Below are 23,150 nucleotides of genomic sequence, written 5' to 3' on the forward strand. Positions count from 1 at the left end.
TTGACGATCACTTCCTGCCCGATGCGCGGGATCGCCATGTGGCCCCAGGCCGCGCCCGCCCAGTTCTGCGACACGCGGATCCAGCACGAGCTGTGTTCGTCGTGCTTGCCTAACCTATCCCAGGGGAACTGGACCTTTACGCGCCCGAACTCGTCGCAATAGATCTCTTCATTGGCCGGGCCCACCACTGAAGCGATCTGCGGGCCGTCGATGCGCGGCTTGGCGGCGGGTTCGGGCTTCCAGTCCACGCGGTCGGGCACGATGTCGGCGGTGTAGCGGTATTGCGTGCCTGCGAGGCATCGGCCGCTTCCTCTTGCTGACTCGTGTGCTGCACGCCATGGTGCCGCATGCGCACAGGGCGCCAGCCGTGGTTCCAGTCCTCGCGGGGGTGACCGGTCAGGTCGAAGGCCACGCCGGGAACGAGGCGCGCGTCGTCGCCTTCCACTCGCGCCATGCGGGCGTCGCGGCGCAGTCCCAGCAAACGGCTCCGCGTGAATGGTTTGCCCGCCTCGTCGCGCTTGTAGCGGCCGGGGTAGTCATAGCGCTCGTATCGCGGGTCCTGATGATCCAGGTCGGTAGCGACCGGCGTATGCTCCTGGTCGTACTGGGGATGCGTGTAGGTGTAGTCGCGCTGCGTCTGGCGCGCCGTGCGGACCTGCTCGGCGTAGGTGAACCGCCGCAGCACGGGCGCCGGCTGGTCGCCGCCGGGCGACGGGTTGTATTCAACCGGCCCGCCTTCGATCGCGCCGTGGACATAGATCCGGTCGCCGTGGATCAGCCGATGGCCCTTGTCCGTGTGCGCATAGCGGTAGAAGAACCCCTCTTCGGCCGCCAGGCGGGCCAGAAACGCCAGATCGGTTTCTCCAGCCTGCACGCAATACTCGCGCGGCAGGTGCGGGTTGGTCGTGACCTGTTCGTAGGCCAGGCGGGCCAGAAACGCCAGATCGGTTTCTCCAGCCTGCACGCAATACTCGCGCGGCAGGTGCGGGTTGGTCGTGACCTGTTCGTAGTCCGTGATGCCGTGCGACTTGATGATCTGCTCAAGGATCTCGGGCACCGACCGCTGCTGGAAGATGCGCCAATCGGAACACAGGCCGGCACGCGCCAACGCCGGTTCCACCACGGCGCGGTAACGCGTCCTTCTAAAGCCGGTGTCGCCCTGCTCGAAGCTGGAAACCACGCCATGGACGTGTCGCACCGGTGCTTCGCCGCGCCAGATCGTGAACAGCGCCGGTTGATCCAGCATCGCGCCAAAGTCCACCGCCGGATCGAAGCTCGATAATTCCACGCGCAGTACGAAGGTCTCGGACAAGGCTTCATCGAGCGTGAATTCGAGCACCTCGAAGTCCGCGCCCGCGGCGGACGGCACAAAGGTAAACCGCACATCGGATAAACGGGGCATATCCACATCCTGAACAACCGGAACAACGGAANAGCACCTCGAAGTCCGCGCCCGCGGCGGACGGCACAAAGGTAAACCGCACATCGGATAAACGGGGCATATCCACATCCTGAACAACCGGAACAACGGAAGAAGGCGTTTCGGCTGCATGGGAAAAACAAGCGGCCACGGCGAATGACGTTTCTCGGCGGCAAGTATCTGCCAAAGCCAGCGCTTTCGACCTTAAGATTTATTCGAAAGTGGGAGTCAAGGGCGCAGGTCGAATCAAGTTTTCAACGACCTTCGCACTCCGTATGAAGCAGCCTTGCCGGCGACTGCACGGATCATTGCGCTTTTCCTGGACCCTACCCACCTTCTTCTGCGGCGACCGACCCGGATTGATCAATGTTTGTGTGCCACCGCTACCGCCGATTGCCGACGCAAGTTTATTCAGGAGTTATCTGTTCCCCCTAAGTCGAATACGGAATGACGGTATAGATTGATCGCATACTCGACACCACGGGCCGCTGCGCAGCCAGCACACAACCCTCCGTTCGGTGCGCGTGCCGGCTGGTCTACGCCCGCAAAAAAAATGAGGCGCCGCTGGGCGCCTCATTGCAAATTCCCGACGGGGCAGTCCCGATATCAGGTCGCCGCCGCTCCAGTTTTGGGATTCTGGATTTCGCGCAAGGGAATCGGGGGCTGAAAACCCGCTTCTTCCAGCGAACTGCGGATCTGCTGGTACAGGCCCCAGCGCAAGTCCCAGTACTTGCTGGATTCGGCCCAGACGCGCACGTTCACGATGACGCCGTTTTCCTTGTAGTCGAACACCTTCACCTGCGGCGCCGGATCCATCAACGCATCGGGACGCGAATCCACGATCTGCTGCAGCTTGGCCACTACCGCATCCAGGTCATCGCCATAGCGGACAGGCACGGGGATATCCAGGCGGCGCGTCTTGTTGCGGCTGTAGTTGGTGATGGTGGCGTTCCAGACGGTGCTGTTGGGCAGCGTCAGATGAATGCCATCGCCCTGGATCAGGCGCGTCAGGAACAGGCCGACCTCTTCCACCGTGCCGTCCGCGCCGGAGCTCAGCGCGATGTATTCGCCCGCCCGGATGGGGCGCAGCATCAGCAGCATGATGCCCGCCGCGATGTTCTGCAGCGTACCCTGCAAGGCCAGACCCACGGCCAGGCCGGCGGCGCCCAGCACCGCGATCAGGCTGGCCGTCTGCACGCCGAAGCGCGCCAGCACCGCGATCACCGTGAAGATCCGCACCGCCCAGACCACCGTGCTGTAGAACATGGGCACGATGGTGGGATCGACCTTGCTGGAGCGCGTCGCGGCACGGCGCACCCAGTTGCCGAGCATGGACGAGACCCACCAGCCGATGACCAGGATCAGCAGGGCGACGAGCAGGTTGACGCCCATATCCATCAGTCTGGGGGCCCAGACGTTAATTTCTTTCAAGGCTTCTTCCATGGAACCTCCAGCAAAAAACAACCGAAAACTTTAGCAGATGAAGAACGCACGAAGGGCCGCGCAGCGGCCCCGTTGTGTCAGGCTTTGTAAAGCCCCTCCCTGGCGCGTCAGGCGGCCTGGGCGGGAACCACGCGGAAGTGGTTGTCCCAGGACATCTCGCGCGACGGCGCCAGCACCGGCGATTCCTGCCCCTCGGCGTCCGTGCGCAGCATCGCCCCCAGTCCGCTGCTGACCAGGAAGCCCCCTTGCGCGGCTGGCGCCACGCCACAGCCGTCGGCCAGCGCGGTGGTGCCCAGGCAGCGTCCGCTGCCGGCGTCCCAGTAGATCACCTGTCCGCCCACGGGGCTGGAGGTGGCGACGATGCCGCCCGAGGCGTCTACGCTCACCGACCCGACGTAGTTGCGCATGTTGCGCAGCGTCTCGGGCGGACCTTCGAACAGTTCCAGCCGGGCGCCGCGCCTGTGCCTGCCCACCAGGGCCGGACGATCGGCTGCCGGCCCCATGTACTGGCAGCCGAACCATACCGCGCCATCGCCCGCCAGCGCCAGGTGCCGGATCGACAGGCGATGCAGCGCCGGCGCCAATTCGGCTCTTTCCAGCAGTTCGCCGCTGGCCGCGTCGATATAGGCCAGGGACGGACGCATCGTGTCCAGGTTCAGTTCCAGCTTGCCGTAATCGGGATGGGTCAGGATGCCGCCATTGGCGACGCACAGCGTCTTGCCGTCCGGCATCAATATGACCTCGTGCGGCCCAATGCCGCCGGTGTCGAATTCGCCCACACGCCGGTACGCGCCGCCGGGCGTGGCGTCGTACAGGCCGAGCACGCCGCGCCCCGCCTCGAAATCGTTTTCGGTGGCGGCCAGCAGGCGGCCGCCGTCCACAAAGGCGCCGTGGCCGAAGAAATGCCGTTCTTCGTGCAGCGGCAGCGCCACGGGCTCGCCGCCGTGAAAGGAAAACCCCAGGGCGAAGAAACCCGGCTGGCGGCCGAACACCACGGCGCGGCGCGCGACGGGATCGATCGCAAAGCTGTGGCCCCGCGACGGCATGGGGATCGCCAGCCGGTCGCGGCCCGTCCCGTCCAGCAGCACCGCCTCATCGCGTCCGCCGCGCTTGCGCGCGCTCAGGTACAGCGGCCCGTCCCCGGTGGCCAAGGCGGCCCGCGCCGCGCCGGGCGTCAGCCCCAGCGCGGCCGCCAAAGCCAGGAAGCGGCGGCGGTCAATCTCCATCGAGCGCATTGAATCCGATGGTGACGCCCAGGGCCGGCGCCAGGTCCTGATCGACGATGGCCTTGGCGTTCTTGATCGTCAGCGAGGCCAGAAGCAACAGGCGGCGCCCTTCTTCGCCCGCCAGTGCCTGGTCCAGCGGGACCGGCACGGCGCGCAGCGTTTGCGCGGCGGCGTTCAGTTCGCCGCGCACGGATGCGTCCATCCATTCGCCGCCCGCCGGCAAGGGATAGCCCCCCGCCTCATAGAAGGCCCGCAGGCCGTCCAGGTTGGCCGCGAGCAAGCCCGTGGACAAATTGCTGCGCCAGAACGCCGCCCGCTTGGGCCGCGCGGCTCCGGGCGTGTCGCCCAGCACCGGCACGATCTTCACGTCGCGCGCGAACTGCAATCCGGTGGACAAGGCTTTCATGGCCTCGGCCGCCACTTCCTGTGGGTTGCGATACAGGTCATTGCCGGACTGGGGTTTGGCGAATTGCCGGCCAAAGTCCCCTTGGCTGCTCCAGGCCTCGCCCAGGTCGCGAGAGATCGCCGCGACGTTGGCGGAGACGGCGCGGGCATAGCCGCAAGCGTAGGCGAATCCGGGTCCGCTGCTCTGCTTGAGCAGGCCCGAGTCGCCGTACAGCACGTACTCCAGGGCCGGCAGCCCTTGCACCGCCACGCTGCGTCCGGCCAAGGCACCGGGCTTGAGCAGCGCGTCGTCCTTGGCCGCGATCAGCGCCTGCACCTGCTTGGGCATGACGCCGCGCGTGTCGGGCCAGAAGGCCAGGCGCTCGAAGCGATTGGCTTGCACCAACGGTCCGAAGCGCAGGATCTCCACGCCGGACCAGGCTTGCGCCAGCGTCGCGAACGCCTCGCCGACGCGCGCGGCGCCCGCCGCGTCGGGCTTGGCGCACCAGCCGCCCAGGGCCGCGTCCAGGGCCGCGGCGGCATCCGTCATCTTCGCCACCGCGGGCCGTGCGTAGTCGCGCGCCAGACGCTCGCCCAGGTCGGCGGGCAGTTCGGCCCGCGCGGCTAGCGGAACCGCCACCATCAGCGCCGCGAGCGCGGCCTTCATGAACACACGCTTGGCTTGTCGGACCATTACAAGGACTCCAGGAAGCGGATCAGGTCCGCGCGCTCTTCGGGCGTCATGGCCACGACGCGGTCGCGCGCCGGCTGGGCCGCGCCGCCGTGCCACAGCACGGCTTCCAGCAGGCTGCGGGCGCGCCCGTCATGCAACCAGGTGGCATTGGGATTCACGGTCTTGGTCAGGCCGATGCCCCACAGCGGCGGGGTGCGCCATTCGCGGCCGTTGGCCAGCCCGTCGGTCACGCCGTCGGCCAGACCATCGCCCATGTCGTGCACCAGCATGTCGGTGTAAGGCCAGATGAGCTGGAAGCGATGCTCGGGCTGTTTGGCGTCGCGGCTGGTCACGTACTTGGGCACGTGGCAGGCGACGCAATTCGCTTCGTAGAACAGCTTCTTGCCGGCCAGCACGCGCGCGTCGTCGGCGTCACGCCGCTGCGGCACCGCCAGATTGGTGGAATAGATGGTGACGAAGTCCATCAGTTTCGCCGGCACTTCCTCCGGGCCGAAGCGCGGCTGCGCGCCGTTCGGCATGTCCAGGCACTGCTTCTGCGCGGGGGTGCAGTCGCCGGAATGCTTGGGGAACAGGGGCGTGGACAGCCCCATGTCATTGGAGAAGGCGGCGGCGCTCTGCTGCTCTACCGTGGGCTGGCCAGCCTTCAGGTTGAAACGGCCCAGCACGCGGGCGCCGGTGCGCGCGTCGGTGACCCAGTTGGCCTTGCCCACGATCCCATCGCGCTTGTCCGCGCCCACGTTGGCCAGGATGTCGGCCTCGTGGATCGATTCCAGAAGGCCCAGCCCTATCATGGGCGGCGCCAGCCGCGGAGATATCTGCGTGTCGGCGCGCATGGGGCCGTAGCCCAGGTTCTCGATGCGGTACGTGGGCGCCATCAGCGTCGCGGTTTCGCCACCATTCAAGGCTACCGGCACGGGTTCGTACTCGATCTCCATGCGGCCTTCGACGGGCAGGCCGGCCACCGCGAAATTCTGTAGCTGCACGCCATAGACGGGTTCTGGCAGGGACGCGATTTCCGCGGCTCCCAGTTTGGGGTGGCCCCGGTCGGCGCCGGGCGGCACCGCCAGGCGCAGCAGCAGCGCCACCGCGTCCGTGCGCTCCAAGGGGTCGAACCCGGGCACCGTGCCGCGGCCGTCCTTGGTATGGCAGGCCTGGCAGGAGCGCGCGTTGAACAGCGGCCCCAGCCCATCGGACGCCTGCGTGGACGCAGGGGCGGACACCCAGTCCTTGCGGAACAGGCCGTTGCCGACCTGGAACTCCTGGCGTCCTTCAAAGCTCATGTTGGCCGACGGCTGCGAAAAGATATCGGCGTTGATGAACTTGTTGGTGGTGGCGGCGCCTGCCTGCATGGTCTCGAAGGTTTCCACCTTGGAGAAATCCCGCGTGGGCGCGGTGATGGCGGTGACGCGCTTACGATCTTCGGGCGTCAGGTCGTCACGCCCGGCAGTCCCTGCGGGTGAAGCAGCGGCGCCGGCGTGGGCCGACGCCGCCAGTACGGCGGCTAATACGAGTTTCACTTGAATACGGCGTCGGGTTTATCCAGGCTGTCGGAACCTTCGATGGCGACCTTGCCCAATTCCAGCAGCGTGATCACCCGCTCCAGGCTGCGGGTCTGGTCGACCAGGCGGTCGATGGCGGCCTGCACCACCGCATTGCCTTCCTTGTTGCCGTCCGCGATCATCTGGTCGTAGGTCTCGACGGTTTCGGCGCGCGTCTTCATGGCTTGCATGGCCGCGACCGTGGCGTCCAGCTTGGCGCGCACTTCGGCGTCCAGCTTGGCGTCCTTGGCCTTCACCAGCTCGGACAGGCTCGCGCCCGAGACCTTCTTGCCGTCGATGCGGGTGTACGTACCCAGGTACACGTTGCGTATGCCGATCTGGTCGTAATAGTGCGAGTTGTGCGTGTTGTCCGAGAAGCAATCGTGCTCTTCCTCGGGATCGTGCAGCATCAGGCCCAGTTTCATGCGCTCGCCCGCCAGTTCGCCGTACGACAGGCTGCCCAGCCCGGTCAGCATGGCGATCAGGCCCGCCTTGGGATCTTCCTCGACGGCCTTGCGCGCGGCGCCTTCCTTCTTCCAGTTGCCCGCCATTTCTTCCAGATCATTCACCAGCAAATCGGTCACCGCCTTCAGGAATTCAATACGGCGCTCGCAGTGGCCGCCCGTGCATTGCTTGGGATCGAAGTCCGTGTGCGGACGGTTGCCCGAATGCCGCTCCTGCGGCGTGCCCTTGCGGTCGGCGGGCGCCGCGCCAGTGCCGTTCAGGTCCTGGCCCCACAGCAGGAATTCGATGGCGTGGTAGCCCGTGGCCACGTTGGCTTCGTTGCCGTCGGCCTCGTGCAGCACTTCGGACAGCAGCTTGGGCGTGATCTTGCTGACGTCGACCGTCTTCCCGCCCACCGAAATCTTGGAGTTGGCGATGACGTTGACGGCGTAATAGGCATTCTGATCATTGTCGGTGCCGTAGGACGCGTCGACATAGTCGATCAGGCCCTCATCCAGCGGCCAGGCGTTCACGCGGCCTTCCCAGTCGTCGACGATGGGGTTGCCGAAGCGGTAGGCCTCGGTCTGCTGATAGGGCACGCGAGCCACGATCCACGCTTCGCGCGCGGCCTTCAGCGTCTCGGCGCTGGGCTTGGCGACCAGGGCGTCGATGGCGTCACGCAGCTTCTTGGCGGCGGCCAGCGAATCTTCGTAGCCCGCCAGCGCCAGGTCCGAATAAGTGGCGACCACGGCGCGCGGCTCGACGGCGGCATGCGCCGTTCCGCCGTACACCGTGGCGGCCAGCACCGCACCCAATAGCAACTTGCGCATCGACTTTCTCCTGTGATTGGAACGGATCCGCCCCCGCGGCGGACCTTCCCGACTACAAATTTTGTGGATGCGAGTGTAAACAATTTTCGTTTGATATTCAGGAGGAATTCAGATAGCTGACATTTTTTTGAATAGAAAAGTATGCTGCGGCGAAGCAGAAATCGGCCCTGCAGGCCTCCTTTCCCCTTTCCCGCCGCCCGCCATGGAACTCCGTCAACTCCGCTATTTTGTCCGCGTCGCCGAACTGGGCAGCATCGGCCGCGCCGCGCGCGACCTGGGCGTGGTCGCCTCGGCGCTCAGCCAGCAGATCAGCCGGCTGGAAAGCGAGCTGGCGACACGGCTGCTGACACGCAGCCCCACCGGCGTGACGCCCACGCCGGCCGGCACGGCCTTCCTGCGCCAGGCGCAATTGACGCTGCGGCACGCGGAAAACGCGATGGCGGCCGCGCGCGAGGCGCGTCTGGCCGGCACCGTGAGCATCGGGTTCGCCCCGACCACCGCGTCGCTCCTGGCCCGCCCGTTCTACGCCGCGATGGCCGAGCGTTATCCGAATGTGCGCCTGCATCTGGTCGAGGGGCTGTCCGGCAACCTGGGCGACCTGCTCAATGCCCGGCGCCTGGATCTGGCCGTGCTGTTTCAGAACGACAGCGCGCAGGGCCGCAGCGTGGTGCCCGTGCTGGACGAAAGGCTGTTCCTGCTGGCCCCGCGGGGCATGCTTGCGCTGCCCGACGGCGAACCCGCGCGCATGGAGCAACTGGCGGGATTGCCGCTGGCCGTCACCAGCAAGGCGCACGGACTGCGCGCCTGGGTCGAAGCCGCGTTCGAACGCGCCGGCATCGAACCGTGGATCGGCGTCGAGGTGGACGGGCTGACCACGTTGATGGACCTGGTGCAGTCCAACCCGATCGCAACGATCCAGCCCGGCGCCGCCGTGGCCCGCGTGGAGTCCGGCGTGCTCAGCATGCACCCGATCGACGACCCCTTCCTCTTTCGCCGCAACCAGATCTATTGCATCAGCGACGACGAACTGTCGCCCGCCGCCCTGGCGGCGCGCGTCGTGCTGCTGGACGTCATGCGCGCCCTCGTCCGCCACGGCGGCTGGCCCGGCGCAACCCTTCTGGATTCGTGATGCCCCCATGCCCCGGGCATGCCTAGCTGGCCGCTTTATCTACGGATAAATTGATCTGCATCAAGCCATGGCGCTGTGCGGTGGCGACCGACCTTCACGAATTCCGATGACTATTCCTACGCCACGCCCCGGGCATCTGGGCATTTCCTCCATGCGGCCGCATTGCTCCGACCAGGAATGGCAGGCCCGCGTGGACCTCGCTGCCTGTTACCGGCTGGTCGAGATCTACGGCATGGCCGACATGATGGCCAACCATATCTCGGCCCGCGTGCCGGGCGAGGACAACGCCTTCCTGATCAACCCCTACGGAATGATGTACGAGGAAATCACGGCATCCAGCCTGATCAAGGTCGACGTGGACGGCACCATCCTCGCCAAACCCGATTTCGGCGAGCTCGATTACGGCATCAACAAGGCCGGCTATGTGATCCACAGCGCGGTGCATGCCCACCGGCACGAAGTGGATTGCGTCATCCATACGCATAGCTGGGCGTCGATGGCCGTGTCGTCGCTGGAATGCGGGCTGCTGCCCCTGACGCAAACCGCGATGCGCTTCCTGAAGATCGGCTACCACGACTATCAGGGCGTGGTGCTCGGCACGGACGAGCAGGCCTCGCTGCTGCAGGACCTGGGCAAAGGCGAGGCCCTCATCCTGCGCAACCATGGCGCGCTGACCGTGGGGCGCACCGTGGGCGAAGCGTTCAACTGGATGCACCGGCTGGAACTGGCGTGCCGGTCACAGCTGGCGGCGATGGCGACGGGCGCACCCCTGCAGGCCGTGGCCGCGCCGGTGCTCGAGGAAACCTGGAACAACTATCAGCCCGGAACGCGCCGGCCCTACGGCGTGATGGAGTGGCCCGCGCTGCTGCGCAAGCTGGACCGGCTGGATCCGGGATACCGAGACTGACCCCTTCCGCATTTCCAGGCGCCGGCCGGCGTGGCGGCACGGCGCCATCGATGACACGACGATAACCACGCGAGGAGACAACATGAACACTGCCCGAGCCTTGCTCGTATCCGCGGCGCTGGCTGGCGCCTGTGCGGCCCCGCCGGCCCTGGCCGCGGACTATCCGGACCGGCCGGTGAAGGTCATCGTGGCGTTCTCGCCCGGCGGCACCACCGACACGCTGACCCGCAGCGTCACCCACACGCTGACGCAGAAGCTGGGCCAGCCCTTCGTCGTGGAAAACAAGCCCGGCGCGGGCGGCAACATAGGCACCGAATTCGTGGTGCGCGCCGCGCCCGACGGCCACACGCTGATCGTCAACTCGGTCGGCCCGATCGCCGTCAACCCCACCTTGAACAAGCTGCCGTACGACCCTCTGACCGATCTGGTTCCGATGGTGCAGATCGCCACCGTGCCCAATGTGCTGGTGGTGCCCCCGTCCTCGCCCGCCAAGGACATCCAGGGCTTCCTCAAATATGTGAAGACCGCGCGCCAGCTCAACTACAGCTCCACGGGCGTGGGCACGTCCTCGCACCTGTCCAGCTACATGCTGATGGACGAGCTGAACGTGAACGCCACGCATGTGCCGTACAAGGGCGCGGACGCGGTCAACGATCTGCTCGCCGGCCGCATCGACTTCATGTTCGCCACCATCCCGTCGGTGATCGGCCACATCCGTTCAGGCAAACTGCGGGCCCTGGCGGTCAGCACGTCGCAGCGCTCCGCCACCCTGCCGGACCTGCCCACCATTGCCGAATCCGGTTATCCGGGCTTCGACGCGGGGTCATGGTTCGGCTTCTTCGCCCCCAAGGGCACGCCGCAACAGATCGTGGACACCGTGAACCGCGAGGTCAACGCCACCCTGCCCGCGCTCAATGAACAGATGCTGCGAGAGGGCGCCGAGCCGGTCGGCGGCACGCCCGGGCAATTCGCCGCCTTCATCAAGCGCGAACATGACAAGTGGGCAGTGCTGGTGAAGCAGTTCGATCCCCAGGCCCACTGAGGCGCATCCGTCCAAACCAGTCCCCGCAGCGGCAACGCAGCGGGGACTTCGCCATTCATGCGCCCCACGCCTTCGTCACGGCGGGCGCCCCGGGGTTATGTCCCCTTGATTGGTGCGCCATGCACCAAAGTGGATCATCGAGGCACCGGGCTGACGCGCGGCGGCCTGGCGTGTCATAGGAAGACGCGGTCGTGCAGAAGTTGGCACGGGTTTTGCTTGATGACTGGTATGCAAGCTTGTCCACAAGCGCCACTCATCTCGCAGACCAGGAGTTCCCCATGATCAACCGCAACGCGTCCTATGCCTTCAACGCCACCCGCCGCCGGCTGATCCAGGGGGCAGCGATGGGCGCCGCGACGCTGGCGGCGCCGGCACTGGCCCGCGCGCAATCCGGTCCGGTCATCCGCATCGGCTTCTGGCCCGTCGCGGCCGGCCTGCCCTTTTACGCGGCGATCGAAAAGGGCTATTTCAAGGAAGCCGGCCTGAACGTCGAGCCGCTGAAGTTCGCCGGCGCGCAGCAGGTCATGGAAGCCATGCTGGCCGGCCGCGCGGACGGCAGCGCCAACGGCACGGGCTCGGCCAACCTGGCCATCGGCGAAATCGCCTCGCCCGGGCTGTTCAAGATTTTTGCGTCCAATCCCAGCAACGCCAAGAACGTGCTGGACGAGTTCATCGTCGCGAAAGACAGTCCCATCAAATCCATAGCAGACCTCAAGGGGAAAAAGGTCGGATCTGGACCCGGCATCCAGAATTCCACGCTGGCCAAGGCAGTACTGGAGCGCGCCGGCGCAACCGGAGCAACCGTGGTCGAGCTGGCGATCAGCCAGCACGTCGCCGCGGTTGCCGCCGGCCAGTTGGATGCGTGCTACACGCTGGAGCCCACGGGCACGGTGGGCCGCCTGAACGGCACCACCCGCGTGCTGGAAACCGGCGTGATCGCCAAGTACGTGCTGGGCGATCCCATGGCGCCGTGGTTCGGCGGATCGGCGTCGCTGACCACCGCCTTCCTGAAAAAGCATCCGGAAGAAAGCCGGAAATTCATTGCCGCCTACGCGCGCGGCATTGAACTGATCCGCACGAAGCCGCAAGAGGCGCGACCCTTCATGAAGGGCTATACCGCCATCGAAGGCCCGATGACCGAGGAAGTGCCGCTGGCCGCGTACACGCTCTATAACGAGTTCACGCCCAGCGACATCCAGTACTTTCAGAAATTCTTCGACCTCTTCACCGAGAAGGGCATTTTCGCGCAGAAGGTCGACGTGCCGGCCATGCTTTACAAGGGCTGAGCCATGAGCGCAACCACCGCAAGCACCATCGCCTCGGCCGCCGGCGCCCCCGCGTCGAAACCGCCCCGCCGGTTCGACGCCTCGCGCCTGCTGCCGCTGATCGGCCCGCTGGCCCTGTTCGTGGTGTGGGACCTGGTCGTGCGCCTGCAACTGGTCAGCCCCGTGCTGCTGCCCACGCCCAGCGCCACCGTCGTCGCGCTGATGAAGGGCATGGCGGGCGGTCCGCTGCTGGGCGACTTCCTGTCCTCGTTGAACCGCACCTTGCAGGCCTTTCTGATCGCGGGCGTGATCGGCGTGCCGCTGGGCGTGCTGCTCGGCAGCAACGAAAAAGCCTATCGCAGCGTGGAGTTCCTGATCGATTTCTTCCGGTCGACGCCCTCTTCCGCGCTGATCCCGCTGTTCCTGATGATCTTCGGCGTGACCGACATGAACAAGATCGCCATCGCCGCGTTCGCGGCCGTGCTGGTGATCCTGTTCAACAGCGCCTATGGCGTGATCAACGCGCGCAAGCAGCGTGTCATGGCGGCCCGCGTCATGGGCGCCTCGCGCTGGCAGATCTTCAAGGACGTGCTGATCTGGGAAAGCATGCAGCCCACCTTCGTGGGCCTGCGCAGCGGCGTGTCGATGGCGCTGGTCATCGTGATCGTGGCCGAAATGTTCATCGGCTCGGACAGCGGGCTGGGCAATCGCATCATCAATGCGCAGCAGGTCTTGAACGTGCGCGAGATGTACGCCGCCATTCTGGCGGCCGGCGCGCTGGGCTATGTGCTGAACATTCTCTTTCTTGTGCTGGAAAAGCGCGTGGTCCATTGGAGCGGCCGATAATGCCCACCGTCATCAATCCCGTCATCGCGCCCGGCCCCGCCAGCGCGCCCTTCGCGCCTGGTCCGCTGGGCACGCACATCACGATCCGCGGGCTGACCAAGTACTTCGCGGGCTGGCCGCTGTACGAAGACTTCAATCTGGACATCCCCAAGGGCAAGATCGTCTCGGTGTTCGGGCCCAACGGCTGCGGCAAGTCCACGCTGATCAACATGATCGCCGGACTCATCCCGATCGACGCCGGCGAGATCCTGTTCGACGGAAAATCGCTGGCGCAGACCAAGATCGGCTATGTCTTCCAGAACTACCGCGAAGCCATGTTCCCGTGGCTGCGCACCATCGACAACATCGCCTACCCGCTGCGCCTGGAAGGCCGCGGCAAGGCCGAGGTGGATGCGCGGGTCGAAGAACTGGTCGCGTCGTTCGACGTCAAGTTCGACCTGAACCGCTATCCCTACGAGCTGTCCGGCGGGCAGCAGCAGACAGCGTCCATCATGCGCGCGCTGGCGCCCGGACCCGAGGTGCTGTTCCTGGACGAGCCGTTTTCCGCCCTGGACTTCGAGATGACGCTGTTCATCCGCGAAAAGCTGCAAGAGGTCTTCATGCAGACCGGCACCACCATGCTGCTGGTCTCGCACGATCTGGAAGAGGCCGTCTACCTGGCCGACCAGGTGCTGCTGCTGACCAAGCGGCCCACCCGTGTCGCGGAGATCCTGGACTACGGCGACATTCGCCCGCGCACGGTGGACACGCTGTCCGAACCCAGCTTCATCCAGATGAAGAAACTGAGCCTGGAAATCTTCCAGCGCGAAGTGCGCAAGTAACCCTTTGAGTGCACCGGGAGAGTCCCATGACCCAGGAAACCATCGATCAATACGTGCGCAGCGCGCTGGCGCTGTCGGGGTACGCCCTGCGCGAGGCCACCACGGCGGAAGTCGTGCGCCAGTTCTCCCGCATCCACGACATTGCCGCGAACTTCGTGGACGAGCCGTTGCCCGTCGAACTGGAATCCGCCTCGGTGTTCCGCCCGTGAGCGGCCCCGCCCACGACATCGCGCGCCAGATCCGCAGCGGCGAACGCACCGCGACGGCGGTGCTCGACGCCACCCTGGCGCGCGTGCGCGAACGCGACCCGCGCTACAACTGTTTCACCGCCGTCACCGAAAGCCGGGCGCGGCTGGAGGCTGCCGCGATCGATGCGCGTCGAGCTCGCGGCGAAGCGCTGCCGCCGCTGGCGGGCGTCCCTTACGCCGTGAAAAACCTGTTCGATATCGCCGACGAAGTCACGCTGGCCGGCGGGCGGGTCAATGCGTCCAATCCGCCCGCGCGCCGCGATGCGGCGTTGGTCGAGCGCATGCGGGCAGCGGGCGCGGTGCTGATCGGCGCGCTGAACATGGACGAACACGCCTACGGCTTCACCACCGAGAACACGCATTACGGCGCGTGCCGCAATCCGCACGACATCAGCCGTATCGCAGGCGGTTCGTCCGGCGGCAGCGCCGCCGCCGTGGCCGCCGGCATGGTGCCGCTGACGCTGGGTTCGGACACCAACGGATCGATCCGCGTGCCGGCCTCGCTGTGCGGCGTGTTCGGCCTGAAGCCCACCTACGGGCGGCTGCCGCGCACCGGGTCCTTTCCCTTCGTCGGCAGTCTGGATCACCTGGGTCCGTTCGCGGCCAGCGCCAGCGACCTGGCCGCCGCCTACGACGCGCTTCAGGGCCCCGATGCCGACGACGTTGCCTGCGCGCAGCGGGCGTGCGCGCCGGTGCTGCCCACGCTCTCCGACGGCGCCGGCGCATTGCGCGTGGCGGTGCTGGGCGGCTACTTTTCGGAATGGGCCGGTCCCCAGGCCCGCCGCGCCGTGGAAATCGCGGCGCGTGCCCTGGACGCCACCGATATCGTCGAACTGCCGGGCGCAGCGCAGGCCCGGGCGGCCGCGTTCATCATCACCGCGGCCGAAGGCGGCGCGCTGCATCGCCGCAAGCTGGTCACCCACTACGACTACTACGAACCCCATTCGCGCGACCGGCTCGTGGCCGGCAGCCTGGTGCCCGCGGCGTGGGTGCAGCAGGCGCAGCGCATCCGCCATCGCGTGTATCTCCAGGCGCTGGCGCTGTTTGAACGATACGACGTGCTGATCGCCCCCGCCACGCCCGTCTCCGCCACGCCGGTCGGCGCCGACTGGCTGACGCTGGCCGGCAAGGAACTGCCGGCGCGCGCCAGCATGGGACTGCTGACGCAGCCGGTCTCCGCCATCGGCCTGCCCGTCTGCACGGCGCCGACCTGGCCCGGACTGGAGCAGGACGGCCATCTGCCGCTGGGCGTGCAGTTGATCGGCGCGCCCTGGCGCGAAGCCGACTGCCTGCGCGCCGCGCATGTGCTGGAGCTGGCCGGCGCGGCGCATTCCCGCCCGATCTGAACCGCCGCGCTCGGACCGCCAGGTCCGTAGCGCCACGTCTGTACCGCAACGTCATAAGGCCACGACATGGACACCGCTTTCGCCGCCATCGATATGCCGCGCACGCTGGCCGACAGCGCGTACAGCGCGTTGAAGCGCGACATCCTGGATTTCCGGCTGGCGCCGGGTGACCGGTTCACCGAAACCGAGATCGCCGAGCGCTTGCAGGTCAGCCGGACGCCCGTTCGCGAGGCGCTATTCCGCCTGGAACGCGAAGGCTACCTGGAAGTCCGGCAGCGTAACGGATGGCTGGTCAAGCCGCTGGACTTCAACACGCTGGATCATTTCTATGAGCTGCGCAGCGTGCTGGAAACGGCCGCCGTGCATGCGCTATGCGCCCCCGAAGCGGGGCCCGACCCGATGCGCGCGCTGCAGCATCTGGCGGATATCTGGCTGGTGGAGGAAAGCGAACAATCGACCGATTGCGAGTGGCTGGCCGACCTGGACGAGCGCTTTCATATCGAGCTGGTGGCGTCCGCGGGCAACCCCGAGATCGCCCGCGTGCATCGCGCCGCCACGGAACGCATCCGCATCGTGCGCCGGCTGGATTTCACGCAGCCGGAGCGTATCGGCAAGACCTATGAAGAGCATGGCGCGATCCTGACCGCCGTGCTCGCGCGCGACGCCGCGCGTGCGGCCGGGCTGCTGCGGACCCATATCCAGGACAGCCAGAACGCGGTGCGCAAGATCACGCTGCACCGGCTGTATTCCACACGCCGCGCAAAAGCCGCGTGAGAGCAGCCCGCGTCCTGCGCCGGGCCTGGACCCGGGCGTGAACCCTCAACCCGCGCGCAGCCAGCGGTGAAGCACGCGCGAGATGACGGGAATGCAGACAAATACCATGATGGGCGTCAGGATCACGCTGGTGATCAGGACGCGCCAGAACACCGGCAGGATGCTCAAGTGCTCGCTGACCAGGATAGAGAACACCAGCAGCACCGGAAAATAGGCCAGCCAGATGCTGACGGCCTGCTTCCAGCGCGGCGGGGCATTGGGCGCGGCACTGGCTTTGGGCGCGAACCAGCCCTCGGTGCCGCTTACCCGATGTTCGTGGCTGGCGCGCACCAGGCTGGCTCCGCGTTCCAGCCACATGCGGCGCGGCAGGGATTTTTCCCAGCGGTTCAGGCTGGCCGCGTCGGTAAAGCGCAGCACGATCTGGTACTGGTCGCCGCCTTCGGGCGGTTGCAGCACCCCGGACCCGAGAAAGCCGGGAAAGCCCGCCGCCAGGATTTCACCCTGGCGCATCCAGGACAGAAAATCGCTATAGCGCTCGGGCGCGATGTGCCGCGTCACCAGCATGGTGACCGGGGCCGAAACAGCGGAACTGGACATGGTGGAACTCCTGGGCAGCGTGCAGCTTGTTATGCAGTGTTTACCCTAGCAAGCCGCATGCCAGCTTCGCGACGCGGCGTTTCCCGGGCGATCGCCGCGTCAAGTCCACCGTGGCGGACAATTCGCGCACCGCTGCACACACCATATCGGTGATTACCCCAACAAAAGCACCATCCTGGTGCATGAACGGAGATGAAGCAATGGACATCAATCTGCCCGAAGTCGTGGCTGAAGTGACCGAGGCGTTCGAGCGCTACGAAGCGGCGCTGGTCGCCAACGACGTGAGCGTGCTGGACACCCTGTTCTGGAACAGCCCGCACACCCTGCGCTATGGCGCCAGCGAGAACCTGTACGGCTATGACGCGATACGCGAATTCCGCGCCGGCCGCTCGCCCCAGGGCTTGGCCCGCCGCGTGCTGCGCACCGCCATCACCACCTATGGCCGCGACTTCGCCACCGCCAATCTGGAATTCCAGCGGGACGGCAGCGCACGCATCGGCCGCCAGAGCCAGACCTGGATGCGCACCCCCGAAGGCTGGCGCGTCGTGTCCGCCCACGTCAGCCTGATGACATGAGACTGTCATCGGTCCGCGCCACACTCACCACCCGGCCCGGACATGACAATATGCGCAATCGCGCATTGAGCCCGCCACCGACCGGGTCTACACTGGCCGTTCCTTTTCCCGTTGGAGCCATCGCCCATGAGCACATACAAGATTGCGGTTTTTGTCGGAAGCCTGCGCGCTGCCTCGGTCAATTTGCGCTTGGCCCGTGCGCTGGAAAAGCTGGTTCCGGCCGACTTCAAGTTCGACTATGTGAGCCTGGGCGACATCCCCCTCTACAACCAGGACAACGAGAACAACCTGCCCGCGCCGGCCGCCAAGCTCAAGCAGCAGATCGCCGATGCGCAAGGCATCCTGTTCGTGTCGCCCGAGCACAACCGTTCGTTGCCGGCCGCGATCAAGAACGCCATCGACTGGGGTTCGCGTCCGTGGGGCCAGAACTCGTGGCCGGACAAGGCCGTGGGCATCGTCGGCGCCTCGCCCAGTGCCGCGGGCACGGCGATGATGCAGCAGCACCTGCGCAATATCCTGGCCGCCGAGGGCGCCAATACGCTCAGCACGCCGGAAGTGTTCCTGCAATACACCGAAGGCCTGGTCGATGATCAGTTCAACATCACCAACGAAGGCACCCGCAAGTTCCTGCAAGGATGGGTCGACCGCTATGTGGCCTGGGTCAAGAAAATGAATGCCTGATTGCCGCCGACGCCGGTTCGGGGCGCCACCCCGGACCGGCGCCGATCGCCCGCTCTACCTCCGGGCGATCAAGCCCCCCGATACGTCGGGGGGCTTTTTTTTCGCGGCGCGGGAACTTATCCCCTTCAACTGTGGAGAAAGGTGAGGACAGCTTTGGGGCAGCCCCAAAATCCCCTTACCCGCCAAGCACTTGCATGGCCCGGTCAAAAAATGCGCAATCGTGCTTTTGGATGAGTTTTGGCGGAGTTATCCGCCCGGCCCCGGCCCGTTCGGCCAATCCAGTCCGGGAATTGACGCCTTCTGTGGATTTGTCCCCGCCTTCTGTGGAAAAGCATGAGGACAGCATGAGGGCAGGTCCAAAATCCCCTTCCATATCAACACGCTGCAAGGGGTGGTCAAGAAACGCTCAAACACCCTGCGCGGGGGTCGAGGTTGTCCCCGCCAAATGTGGATAAGCCTGAGGACAGCCTGCGGGCAGTCTCGAAAAACCCTGCTGCGCCAAGGACTTGGAGCCTGCGCTCAAGGAACGCTCAGGGGCGCGTCGACGCCGCGGCGCCCAGCCGGCCCGCATGGCGTTGGAAAAGATCGGACAGGCTTGTCCCCATGGAATGTGGACAAGCCTATGAACAGTCGGACAACAAGTCGATAAAAGCCTTATCCGACAATCACTTGGAAGGGGCGCTCACGAAATGACCAGCACCGTGAATCACTCGTCCCCTTCCAGCCGCATGCCGATCTTCATTCCGACCTGCCAGTACGCCACCTTGCCGTCCTTGATGTGGCCACGCACCTCGGTGACCTCGAACCAATCCAGGTTGCGCAGGGTTTCGGACGCGCGCGCAATGGCTTGGGAGATTGCATCATCGGTGGACTTGGTGGAAGAGCCCACCAGTTCGATTTGCTTGTAGACATGATTCGACATAGCTCGTCTCCGCTAAGGGGGTGAGTCGTGAACCGTCGGTGCGCTGGCCTTGTTCCGGCGCTTACGACCGGCAATCCATTCGAACACACAGGATACCCTCACGGCGCTAGAGTGGTGTTACGAGTTCCGTCCCACGGTCTCGCCCGGGATCCGGTGGCGGAATGCGCTTTGCAACGCATGGCAAAGGAGGCCACCATGCCTGAACGAAAAACCCTGGAACGCGCCGCGCGCGACAAGCGCCAAGGCAAGTCCGCATCCACGCAGGCAGGAGAATTCGTGCACGAGGAGATCGACCGTGTGCGCGAAGGCAAGCACGGCGTGCGGTCCACCAAGCAAGCGATCGCCATCGGCCTGTCGAAGGCCCGCCGCGCCGGCGTCAAGCTGGCCACCCCCAAGAAGGCCAGCGCCGCCACCAAGCGCAAAGCCGCGCAGGACAGCCACGCTGCCCATGACGGCCACGCCAAGTCGGCCACGCGCGCCAAGGCCGCCACCAAGGCCTTGAAGAAAGAAAGCGCCAAGCCCGTATCGGGCGCGGCACTGTCCCGCAACGCCAGCAAGACCGCCAGCAAGCGCTCGGCGGCCGACCGTTCGGCCGCCGCCAAGAAGGCCGCGGCCACCAAGGGCGCGGCGGGCCGGTCGGCAGCCGCCAAGAAGGCGGCGCGCACGCGCGCGGCGAACAAGCGGGCGGGCGGTCAGCATCACGCCGCGCATTGAGCGGACGCGCCTGGGGGTAACGGCGCTTGCGGCTATCCGGCGTCGAAGACCTTGAAGCGCTCTTGCAGGAACTCCCGCAGGCGTCTGACGGCCGGCGACAGCAGCATGCGGTGGACGCACAGCAGATACAGCGGCGATGGCTCGCTGACGTAGCCCGCCAGCACCTCGACAAGCCGCCCAGCCCGCAGATCCGTCAACACGTCGTAGCGTGACTTGTACGCCACCCCATGCCCCGCCAGCGCCCAGCGGCGCACCAGGTCGCCGTCGTCACCGACACGGTCGCCCTTGACGGGCACGGTAAGGCTCGTGCCATCGCGCTCGAACGTCCAGCGGTCGTGCAGCGTCTCGCCCAGCACGAAGGACAGGCAGTTGTGGCGGCGGAGGTCCGCGGGCGTCTGCGGCACGCCATGACGGGCCAGGTAGGCGGGCGACGCGCAGACCACGCGGCGGTTGTGTTCGGCGAGCGGCAGCGCCACCAGTCCCGAATCGTTCGGCGTGCCGTAGCGCACGGCGATGTCGACGGGCTGGCGGTACAGGTCGGCCAGGCGGTCGCTGATGCGCAACTGGAAGCTGACGCGCGGATGCTGCTGCTGGAATTCATCCAGCCAGGGCAGCAGGACATGCCGGCCCAGGTCAGACGGAACGGACACGGACAAGGTGCCGGAAATATCCGTCTTGTCGCGCGCCATCGCGTTCTTGCCGGCTTCCAGCGAGGACAGGGCCGACCGCGCATATTCCAGATAGCGTTCGCCGTCGCTGGTCATGCGCAGGCTGCACGTGGACCTGACGAACAGCCGCGTCTCCAGCGCGAGTTCCAGACGCTTGAGCGCGGCGCTGGCCACCGCCGGCGTCAGGTCCAGTTCACGCGCGGCCGCCGAAAAACTGCCCAGATCCGCCGCCGCGACGAAAATCCTCAAGTCCTCGAATCGGACCATTCCCGCCTCATTTTCAAAAAAATATTGAAACTGCCTGCGATGCTAGCCCGTTTTTCGCAGACGCGGACTAGGTAATCATGCAGCTATTCCCCCGACACGCATGGAGTCATCGCATGAAAATCGAACTCAAGGGCAAGAAGGCGTTGGTCACCGGGTCGTCCGGCGGCATCGGCCTGGCCATCGCCATCGGCTTGGCCGAGGCCGGCGCGCAGGTGGTGCTGCACGGGCGCAACGCGGACAAGCTGGCTCAGGCCGCCCAGACACTCGCCCAGCAAGCGCCCGGCGCCCAGGTCAGCACCGTGCAGGCCGACGTGGCAACGGCGGATGGCGCCGCCTCGATATGCGCCGCGCATCCCGACGTCGACATCCTGGTCAACAACGCCGGCTATTTCGCACCCAAGTCCTTCACGGAAATCACGGACGACGACTGGCAGACCATGATGGACACCAACGTCATGAGCGGCATCCGCCTGTCGCGCTACTACCTGCCGCGGATGATGGCCGCCAACTGGGGCCGCATCGTCTTCATCTCCAGCGAATCCGGCGTGCAGATCCCCGCCGAAATGATCCACTACGGCGTCAGCAAGACAGCCCTGCTGGGCGTGTCGCGCGGTCTGGCCGAGTTGACCGCCGGCACCGGCGTCACGGTGAACGCCGTGCTGCCCGGCCCTACCCGTTCGGAGGGCGTAGCGGACTTCTTCGCCGAAATGGCCAGGGAACAGGGCGTCAGCCAGGCGCAGATGGAGCGCGACTTCATCGCCCAGCACCGCCCCACGTCGCTGCTGCGCCGCCTGGCCACAGTCGAGGAAGTGGCCAACATGGTGGTCTACACCTGCTCCGCGCAAGCCTCCGCCACCAACGGCGCCGCGCTGCGCGTGGACGGCGGCGTTGTCCGCTCCATCATCTGAACCGCACCCGAGTCCCTCCATGAAAGCCATCGCCTACTTCAAGAACCTGCCCGCCGACAACGCCGAAGCCCTGCAGGACATCACCGTCGCCGACCCCACGCCGGGCGACCATGACCTGCTGGTGGACGTGCACGCCATCTCGGTCAACCCGGTGGACGTCAAGATCCGCGCCAACCGCAAGCCCAAGGACGGGCAGCCCGAGATCATCGGTTGGGACGCCGCCGGCATCGTGCGCGCCGTCGGCCCCAGGACCAGCCTCTTCAAGCCCGGCGACCGCGTCTGGTATGCCGGCGCCCTGACGCGCCCCGGGGCCAACAGCGAACGCCACGTCGTGGACGAGCGCATCGTCGGCCACATGCCCAAGAGCCTGGATTTCGCGCAGGCGGCCGCCCTGCCGCTCACCACCATCACCGCATGGGAATTGCTCTTTGACCGCCTGCGGGTATTGGACAACGCCGCGCCCAGCCAGCGCAGCCTGCTGGTCATCGGCGCGGCCGGCGGGGTGGGCTCGATCCTGGTGCAACTGGCCCGCCAACTGACCGGACTTACCGTGATCGGCACGGCCTCGCGGCCCGAGACGCAGGCCTGGGTGCGCGACCTGGGCGCGCATCACGTCATCGACCACGGCAAGCCGCTGACCGATGAGCTCAAGCGCATCGGCTTCGGCCAGGTCAGCTACATCGCCGGCCTGAACCAGACCGACAAGCACTTCCCGCAGATGGCCGAAGCCATCGCCCCGCAAGGCAAGATCGCGCTCATCGACGACCCCGCCGCCATCGACGTGCGCCTGCTCAAGGGCAAGTCGGCCTCGCTGCATTGGGAATTCATGTTCGCGCGGCCGCTGCACGGCACGCCGGACCTGATCGCCCAGCACGAACTCCTGACCGAGGCGGCCCGTCTCATCGACAACGGCACCTTGCGCACCACGCTGGGAGAGCACTACGGCAAGATCAATGCCGACAACCTGCGCCGCGCCCACGCGTTCCTGGAAAGCGGCAAGGCGCGGGGCAAGATCGTCCTGGAAGGGTTCTAGGGATCAGGCAATACGCGCGGCTGGCGTCAGCCGCGCGCGTCGCGCCTGGCGCGCGCGTGCGGGTCGCCGATCTCGGATTCCAGTTCGGCGATCAGCCACTCGAACCAGCCATTCTCGGTGCGGGCATACACCACGGCGGCCGGCGTCTTGCCTTCGCGCCAGCCCGGCTGATGCGTGTCCATCCACGACGACAGGCTCTTGTGCGGCGCCAGCAGGCCGGACATCCATGACCACAGGTAGTCGGGCACGTTTCGGCGGAACCCTTTCGCGCTGGCGTAGATGGTCGGCTCCAGCGGCAGGTTGCCGGAGCGGGCCAGCTTCGCTTGCACCCGGCGCAGCGTCTCGGCCGCGGCCTGCAATTGTTCGGTGCTGAGCTTTTTCACGTAAGGACTCCTAGTCTTGGTTTGACCGGATTATCACCGGAGCGC

At 66.2% G+C, this 23,150-nt stretch carries 25 protein-coding genes; 14 read left to right on the forward strand and 11 right to left on the reverse strand.

The genetic code is table 11. The features are described 5' to 3' along the window. The 7 genes from vgrG to ASE30_RS23170 form a co-directional block, all read right to left on the reverse strand. The coding region (gene vgrG / locus ASE30_RS29660) for a type VI secretion system tip protein VgrG (RefSeq protein WP_235515329.1) at positions 1 to 248 on the reverse strand (248 nt) is incomplete at its 3' end. Beyond that, a complete protein-coding gene (locus ASE30_RS23145) occupies positions 137 to 1,402 on the reverse strand; it encodes a contractile injection system protein, VgrG/Pvc8 family (protein WP_057286638.1) in 1,266 nt (421 codons plus the stop codon). The genes ASE30_RS23145 and vgrG, both read right to left, overlap by 112 nt. A 624-nt stretch (positions 1,403 to 2,026) precedes the next feature. Continuing rightward, the gene (locus ASE30_RS23150) at positions 2,027 to 2,863 is read right to left on the reverse strand and encodes a mechanosensitive ion channel family protein (RefSeq protein ID WP_057286639.1); all 837 of its coding nucleotides are present in this window, start codon (positions 2,861 to 2,863) and stop codon (positions 2,027 to 2,029) included. Positions 2,864 to 2,970: 107 nt separating this feature from the next. Further along, positions 2,971 to 4,089 (reverse strand): DUF1513 domain-containing protein, encoded by a 1,119-nt coding sequence (locus ASE30_RS23155; protein WP_057286640.1) that lies wholly within the window; start codon positions 4,087 to 4,089, stop codon positions 2,971 to 2,973. Further along, complete coding sequence (locus ASE30_RS23160) at positions 4,079 to 5,167, reverse strand: imelysin family protein (protein WP_082601699.1); 1,089 nt, start codon at positions 5,165 to 5,167, stop codon at positions 4,079 to 4,081. Before ASE30_RS23160 ends, ASE30_RS23155 begins: the two co-directional genes overlap by 11 nt. After that, positions 5,167 to 6,684: a di-heme oxidoredictase family protein gene (locus tag ASE30_RS23165; protein ID WP_057286641.1), complete on the reverse strand. Its 1,518-nt coding sequence runs from the start codon at positions 6,682 to 6,684 to the stop codon at positions 5,167 to 5,169. Before ASE30_RS23165 ends, ASE30_RS23160 begins: the two co-directional genes overlap by 1 nt. Further along, the gene (locus ASE30_RS23170) at positions 6,681 to 7,979 is read right to left on the reverse strand and encodes an imelysin family protein (RefSeq protein WP_057286642.1); all 1,299 of its coding nucleotides are present in this window, start codon (positions 7,977 to 7,979) and stop codon (positions 6,681 to 6,683) included. The genes ASE30_RS23165 and ASE30_RS23170 overlap by 4 nt, the downstream gene beginning before the upstream one ends. A gap of 202 nt (positions 7,980 to 8,181) precedes the next feature. Between ASE30_RS23170 and ASE30_RS23175 the strand changes: the two genes are divergently transcribed. The 9 genes from ASE30_RS23175 to ASE30_RS23215 all read left to right on the forward strand — a co-directional run bounded on the left by ASE30_RS23175 (position 8,182) and on the right by ASE30_RS23215 (position 16,357). Beyond that, positions 8,182 to 9,108, forward strand: a complete 927-nt coding sequence (locus ASE30_RS23175; RefSeq protein WP_057286643.1) for a LysR family transcriptional regulator — start codon at positions 8,182 to 8,184, stop codon at positions 9,106 to 9,108. 106 nt (positions 9,109 to 9,214) lie between these two features. Next, positions 9,215 to 10,015 (forward strand): class II aldolase/adducin family protein, encoded by an 801-nt coding sequence (locus tag ASE30_RS23180; RefSeq protein ID WP_057286644.1) that lies wholly within the window; start codon positions 9,215 to 9,217, stop codon positions 10,013 to 10,015. Positions 10,016 to 10,097: 82 nt separating this feature from the next. Beyond that, on the forward strand, positions 10,098 to 11,057 hold the full coding sequence (locus tag ASE30_RS23185) for a tripartite tricarboxylate transporter substrate binding protein (RefSeq protein WP_057286645.1): 960 nt from the start codon (positions 10,098 to 10,100) through the stop codon (positions 11,055 to 11,057). Positions 11,058 to 11,335: 278 nt separating this feature from the next. Then, positions 11,336 to 12,343 (forward strand): ABC transporter substrate-binding protein, encoded by a 1,008-nt coding sequence (locus ASE30_RS23190; RefSeq protein ID WP_057286646.1) that lies wholly within the window; start codon positions 11,336 to 11,338, stop codon positions 12,341 to 12,343. A 3-nt stretch (positions 12,344 to 12,346) separates the two neighbouring features. Further along, positions 12,347 to 13,168, forward strand: coding sequence for an ABC transporter permease (locus ASE30_RS23195; protein ID WP_057286647.1), 822 nt, complete (start codon positions 12,347 to 12,349; stop codon positions 13,166 to 13,168). Beyond that, the gene (locus ASE30_RS23200) at positions 13,168 to 13,989 is read left to right on the forward strand and encodes an ABC transporter ATP-binding protein (RefSeq protein WP_057286648.1); all 822 of its coding nucleotides are present in this window, start codon (positions 13,168 to 13,170) and stop codon (positions 13,987 to 13,989) included. The genes ASE30_RS23195 and ASE30_RS23200 overlap by 1 nt, the downstream gene beginning before the upstream one ends. 26 nt (positions 13,990 to 14,015) lie before the next feature. Continuing rightward, positions 14,016 to 14,198, forward strand: coding sequence for a DUF4089 domain-containing protein (locus tag ASE30_RS23205; RefSeq protein ID WP_057286649.1), 183 nt, complete (start codon positions 14,016 to 14,018; stop codon positions 14,196 to 14,198). Next, entirely contained in the window at positions 14,195 to 15,583 is a 1,389-nt protein-coding gene (locus tag ASE30_RS23210) for an AtzE family amidohydrolase (protein ID WP_057286650.1), read from the forward strand. Before ASE30_RS23205 ends, ASE30_RS23210 begins: the two co-directional genes overlap by 4 nt. Before the next feature lie 66 nt (positions 15,584 to 15,649). Then, positions 15,650 to 16,357 (forward strand): GntR family transcriptional regulator, encoded by a 708-nt coding sequence (locus ASE30_RS23215; RefSeq protein ID WP_057286651.1) that lies wholly within the window; start codon positions 15,650 to 15,652, stop codon positions 16,355 to 16,357. 45 nt (positions 16,358 to 16,402) lie between these two features. On the opposite strand, the gene ASE30_RS23220 is transcribed toward ASE30_RS23215, so the two are convergent. After that, on the reverse strand, positions 16,403 to 16,954 hold the full coding sequence (locus ASE30_RS23220) for an antibiotic biosynthesis monooxygenase (RefSeq protein WP_057286652.1): 552 nt from the start codon (positions 16,952 to 16,954) through the stop codon (positions 16,403 to 16,405). Positions 16,955 to 17,154: 200 nt separating this feature from the next. Here ASE30_RS23220 and hpxZ point away from each other — a divergent pair, with 200 nt between their 5' ends. Both hpxZ and ASE30_RS23230 read left to right on the forward strand, forming a co-directional pair. Next, entirely contained in the window at positions 17,155 to 17,529 is a 375-nt protein-coding gene (gene hpxZ / locus ASE30_RS23225; protein WP_057286653.1) for an oxalurate catabolism protein HpxZ, read from the forward strand. A 126-nt stretch (positions 17,530 to 17,655) separates the two neighbouring features. Further along, positions 17,656 to 18,210 carry an NADPH-dependent FMN reductase gene (locus tag ASE30_RS23230; protein WP_057286654.1) on the forward strand — a complete coding sequence of 185 codons (555 nt, stop codon included), beginning with the start codon at positions 17,656 to 17,658 and terminating at the stop codon, positions 18,208 to 18,210. Positions 18,211 to 18,916: 706 nt separating this feature from the next. On the opposite strand, the gene ASE30_RS23235 is transcribed toward ASE30_RS23230, so the two are convergent. Continuing rightward, complete coding sequence (locus ASE30_RS23235; RefSeq protein ID WP_057286655.1) at positions 18,917 to 19,132, reverse strand: dodecin; 216 nt, start codon at positions 19,130 to 19,132, stop codon at positions 18,917 to 18,919. A gap of 195 nt (positions 19,133 to 19,327) precedes the next feature. On the opposite strand from ASE30_RS23235, the gene ASE30_RS23240 reads away from it, so the two are divergent. Then, positions 19,328 to 19,846 carry a DUF6496 domain-containing protein gene (locus ASE30_RS23240; protein WP_057287035.1) on the forward strand — a complete coding sequence of 173 codons (519 nt, stop codon included), beginning with the start codon at positions 19,328 to 19,330 and terminating at the stop codon, positions 19,844 to 19,846. 32 nt (positions 19,847 to 19,878) lie between these two features. Here the strand turns inward: ASE30_RS23240 and ASE30_RS23245 are convergent, their stop codons facing one another. Next, complete coding sequence (locus ASE30_RS23245) at positions 19,879 to 20,781, reverse strand: LysR family transcriptional regulator (RefSeq protein ID WP_057286656.1); 903 nt, start codon at positions 20,779 to 20,781, stop codon at positions 19,879 to 19,881. Between the two features lie 113 nt (positions 20,782 to 20,894). On the opposite strand from ASE30_RS23245, the gene ASE30_RS23250 reads away from it, so the two are divergent. Both ASE30_RS23250 and ASE30_RS23255 read left to right on the forward strand, forming a co-directional pair. Beyond that, positions 20,895 to 21,689: an SDR family NAD(P)-dependent oxidoreductase gene (locus ASE30_RS23250; RefSeq protein ID WP_057286657.1), complete on the forward strand. Its 795-nt coding sequence runs from the start codon at positions 20,895 to 20,897 to the stop codon at positions 21,687 to 21,689. A 19-nt stretch (positions 21,690 to 21,708) separates the two neighbouring features. After that, positions 21,709 to 22,722 (forward strand): zinc-binding alcohol dehydrogenase family protein, encoded by a 1,014-nt coding sequence (locus ASE30_RS23255; RefSeq protein WP_057286658.1) that lies wholly within the window; start codon positions 21,709 to 21,711, stop codon positions 22,720 to 22,722. Positions 22,723 to 22,748: 26 nt separating this feature from the next. Here ASE30_RS23255 and ASE30_RS23260 read toward each other — a convergent pair whose 3' ends face one another. Then, on the reverse strand, positions 22,749 to 23,105 hold the full coding sequence (locus ASE30_RS23260; RefSeq protein ID WP_057286659.1) for a hypothetical protein: 357 nt from the start codon (positions 23,103 to 23,105) through the stop codon (positions 22,749 to 22,751). Positions 23,106 to 23,150 lie beyond the last annotated feature (45 nt).

The organism is Achromobacter sp. Root83, from assembly GCF_001428845.1.
Taxonomy (GTDB): Bacteria; Pseudomonadota; Gammaproteobacteria; order Burkholderiales; family Burkholderiaceae_B; genus Achromobacter.